This window comes from Pseudomonadota bacterium (assembly GCA_010028905.1).
In the GTDB taxonomy this organism is placed as follows: Bacteria; Vulcanimicrobiota; Xenobia; order RGZZ01; family RGZZ01; genus RGZZ01.
In genome coordinates this window covers 1-3,306 of the sequence record RGZZ01000522.1, presented here as the reverse complement: position 1 = coordinate 3,306, position 3,306 = coordinate 1, and the positions used below count along the sequence as shown (strand labels likewise).

The window sequence follows — 3,306 nt, the reverse complement described above, 5'->3', positions numbered from 1 at the left end:
GGCGCGCAGCGCCAGGGCGATGCCGTCAGACGGGCGCGCGTCGAGATCGAAGATCTGTCCGGCGCTCTCGAGCTCGACCCGCGCCAGGAACGTGCTCTCCCGGATGTCGTGAATCACCACGCACTTCACCGACGCGCGGGTGGCGTCGATGATCGACTTCATCAGGTCGTGCGACAAGGGGCGCGGCGGGGTCGAGTCTTGCAGCGCGAGCGCGATGGACGACGCTTCGGCGGGGCCGATGACGATGGGCAGGAACCGCTCCCCACTGGGATCGCTGAGAATGAGGGTGGGGTGTCCGGTCTGGGGATCGGCGAGAAAGCCGCTCACCTTCATGGCCTGCATCTCTGAACGCTGCGGGGTCGAATCGAAACTCATGAGAAATCTGCTCCGAAGAGGGGATGATGGAGGGAGGTTGCAAGAGCGACGCCCGCTCGCCACGGAAGGTTCCGGCGCGAGCGGGCGTCATCCGGGCATGCTCCCGATCAGTGCACGTTCTTGAGCAGCACGTCTTGATGCGAGTATCCCGAGCCCTTGGTCTGGGCCCCCACCTCGAGCTTCCCCGTCTTGTTGTTGCGGTTCACGTACACGGGATAGGCGGTTCCCAGCTCGGCCGACTTCTTGATCACCACGTAGACGAGCAGCGCAGAGTTGTCGTAGTGGTAGAAGCTGCCGTTGTTGTAGGTCGTCTCCTGACGGCGCTCCCACGACGGCTTCACGAACCGCACCAGCACGATCTGATCTTGCGGGTACAGCGCCTTCCAGCGCGACACGACCATCTGGCGCAGCTTCTCCTTGTCGCCGCCTTGATAGGCCTCGGCCGGGATGCGGAAGGAAGCCGCCGACTTCTTTGCGTAGGCGACGGCGTCCTTGTCTACCGCCGCGCGGGAAGCCGCAAGCGAAGCCCGAGCCGCGCTCGCGCCCGCCTCGTCCGGACCGAGCTCCTTGAGGCACAGCTCGATGACGGCGTCGGCCTCCTTGAACTGCTGGGTGACCCCGGACGAGTCGCTGAAGTAGTTGGGATTCATCTCGCGCAGTCCCTTGTCGGCCATCTCGACCGCCAGCTTGCCCTTGAGCTCGGCCAGACCGAACAGCAGCGCGCGCATCTGCGGGGCTCTCTGGGCGAAGTCCGGATGCTTGCGCAGCTCCTGCAGGCTAGACTGGAACCAGCGCTGCCCGCCTTCGAGCTCCTTCACCTTCTTGCTCAACGGCTCGCTGCCACGCAGGTGCCCCTCGTCTTCAGCCATGTTCTTGCACCAGGTGTCATACGTCTGAACCGTGTACGGGTGCAGCCGCCCGCTCGACGCGGTGCCTCCACCGCTCTTCACCTGGGCGACCTTCGCCTGAACCTTCCCGCGCACGTCGTCGATGTAGGCCTTCAGCCCGCGCACCGCGTCGTGATCTGCGCCGATCAGCGCAGCGATGGCCTGGGTGAGCGCGTCCGCCCGCGCCAGATCTGCGTTGGCGCTGTCGACGAGCGACGGGTTCCGCTGCTTCACCGCCTGCTCGGCGTCAACCAGGGCCTGCACGGCCGTCACCTTGGCCAGCTTCATCTGGAGCTTGATCTGACGCGGCATCAGCGTGCGATAATCGGCAACCTTCACGAGGGCCGTCTTGTTCGCTTCGAACCAGCCCTCGACAACGTTGAGCGCGGCTTGCGCCTTCTCGAGATCGGCGCCAGGGCCGGTGACCGCCTCGGTCGCCGAGAGACGCGTGACCCACTCAGACTGCAGCGCGGCGTCTCCCGCCTGGGCGAGCAGGAAGGTCGGAGGCTGAGCGGGAGCTGCGGCACCGCCACCCGGAGCGGCGCTGACGGGCGCCGAGAGCGTGGTGAGCATGAGCAGGGTGGGAATCAGTCTGCGCATCGATGAGACACCTTTCATCTTGTTGGCGTGATCGGGAAGAACACGTGTGGGCAGCGGGCGGGAAACGCTTGCGTCGGGCCATGCGAACAGCGCCACCCAAACCTCATGGGTGACGGCCTTCGCGAAGGCTCGAACGGGCTCCTCCGCGGAGGCGCCCGCGGGCTTCGCGCGTTCCCCTCAGTGCGCGGCCGCGCCGAGAAGGCCGCGATGACGGGCGTCGAGGTAGACCTCAAGATTGGTGTACCCCTCAACACCCATGCGCGACAGCGAGAGCGTGGTCGCATTGCCGTCGAGCCGATCACTCGGGTTGAGCCCGTTGGCGACCTCCCACGCGTCTGGCATGCCATCACCGTCAGTATCGACGGGCGCAGCAGGCGCTGTGCTCGGCGTGAAGTCGAGCGCGATGGTGTCGCCCGCGGGGTTCACGGCCGGATCGGTACCGCTGAAGGTGCGTGCGGCAGGGTCGGCCATCAGGCGGCGATCCATCGGGTCGCGGGGGAAGGCGCCGCTGTGCGCGCTCAGGTCGGTGACCAGGGCATCGGTGCTGGCGGCGTAGGTGATGGCGGGGAACCCGTGCCCCACATCAACCGCGTTCGAAGGGCGCTGACCGTCCGGGTACGGCAGGCCACCCGTGGCCGCGGCCTCGAGCAGGTCGTTGGCATTGTAGACCAGCGACCAGTCGCTCAAGCCCGGTGCGCGGTTCATGCCATTGCCGTGCAAGTACACCGACGACGCCGAGGTGAACGAGGGCCGCTGGGGGTCCGGCCCCATCTCCACCGCCATCAGCCCGTAGCTCTCGGCGCGGCGCGGGTCCTGGGCGCTGTAGTTGCCCACCATGTCGAGACGGTAGCCAAGCGGCGCGCCCGTCTGGGGATTCGCCGACGCCACGTAGACGGGGCGCTGCACGTCCCAGAGAACGTTGTTCGAGAGCTCGAGATCCATCACCCCACCATCCGGTACGTTCTCGCGTGACACCTCGGGCAGGCGCCCGAAGATGCGGTTCCACATGTTGTGATGGATGGAGAGGCGGGTGAGCGGCCACCCCCGCGCCGGGTCAGAGTAGTTGAGCAGCATGCCGCCGAACTCGACGTGTGCGCCGATGGTCTCGGCCAGCAGCGTGTACTGGATGGTCACGTCGTGCGTGAACGACACCTGGATGGCCTCATCCTGCGCGTTCCCCACCGAGACGTGATCGACGATGCCGTTCGCGGCGTGGTGAAGACGAAGGCCGTCTCCCCCGCCCACCCCGGAGTCGAACGTGCCGGGGCGCAGGCGCAGATGGCGGATGACGAAATTGGTGGGCGCAGTGGTGGGCAGGGGGCATCCAGGCTCCTCGCACACCGAGTCTCCCTCCACCATGAGGCCGCGAAGGGTGATGCCTCCCGGCGAGGTCTGACCCGCGATGGTGACGTCCCCGTGCAGCATCTCGGGAACCCCCTCGATG

3 protein-coding genes are annotated in these 3,306 nt (G+C 66.8%); all 3 read right to left on the bottom strand.

Annotated elements, in window-relative coordinates:
- On the bottom strand, positions 1-375 hold a 375-nt coding region (locus tag EB084_22240; protein NDD30984.1), incomplete at its 3' end, for a bifunctional nuclease family protein.
- Between the two features lie 107 nt (positions 376-482).
- Complete coding sequence (locus EB084_22235; protein NDD30983.1) at positions 483-1,958, bottom strand: hypothetical protein; 1,476 nt, start codon at positions 1,956-1,958, stop codon at positions 483-485.
- Positions 1,959-2,039: 81 nt separating this feature from the next.
- A partial coding sequence (locus tag EB084_22230) for a hypothetical protein (GenBank protein NDD30982.1) occupies positions 2,040-3,306 on the bottom strand: 1,267 nt, incomplete at its 5' end.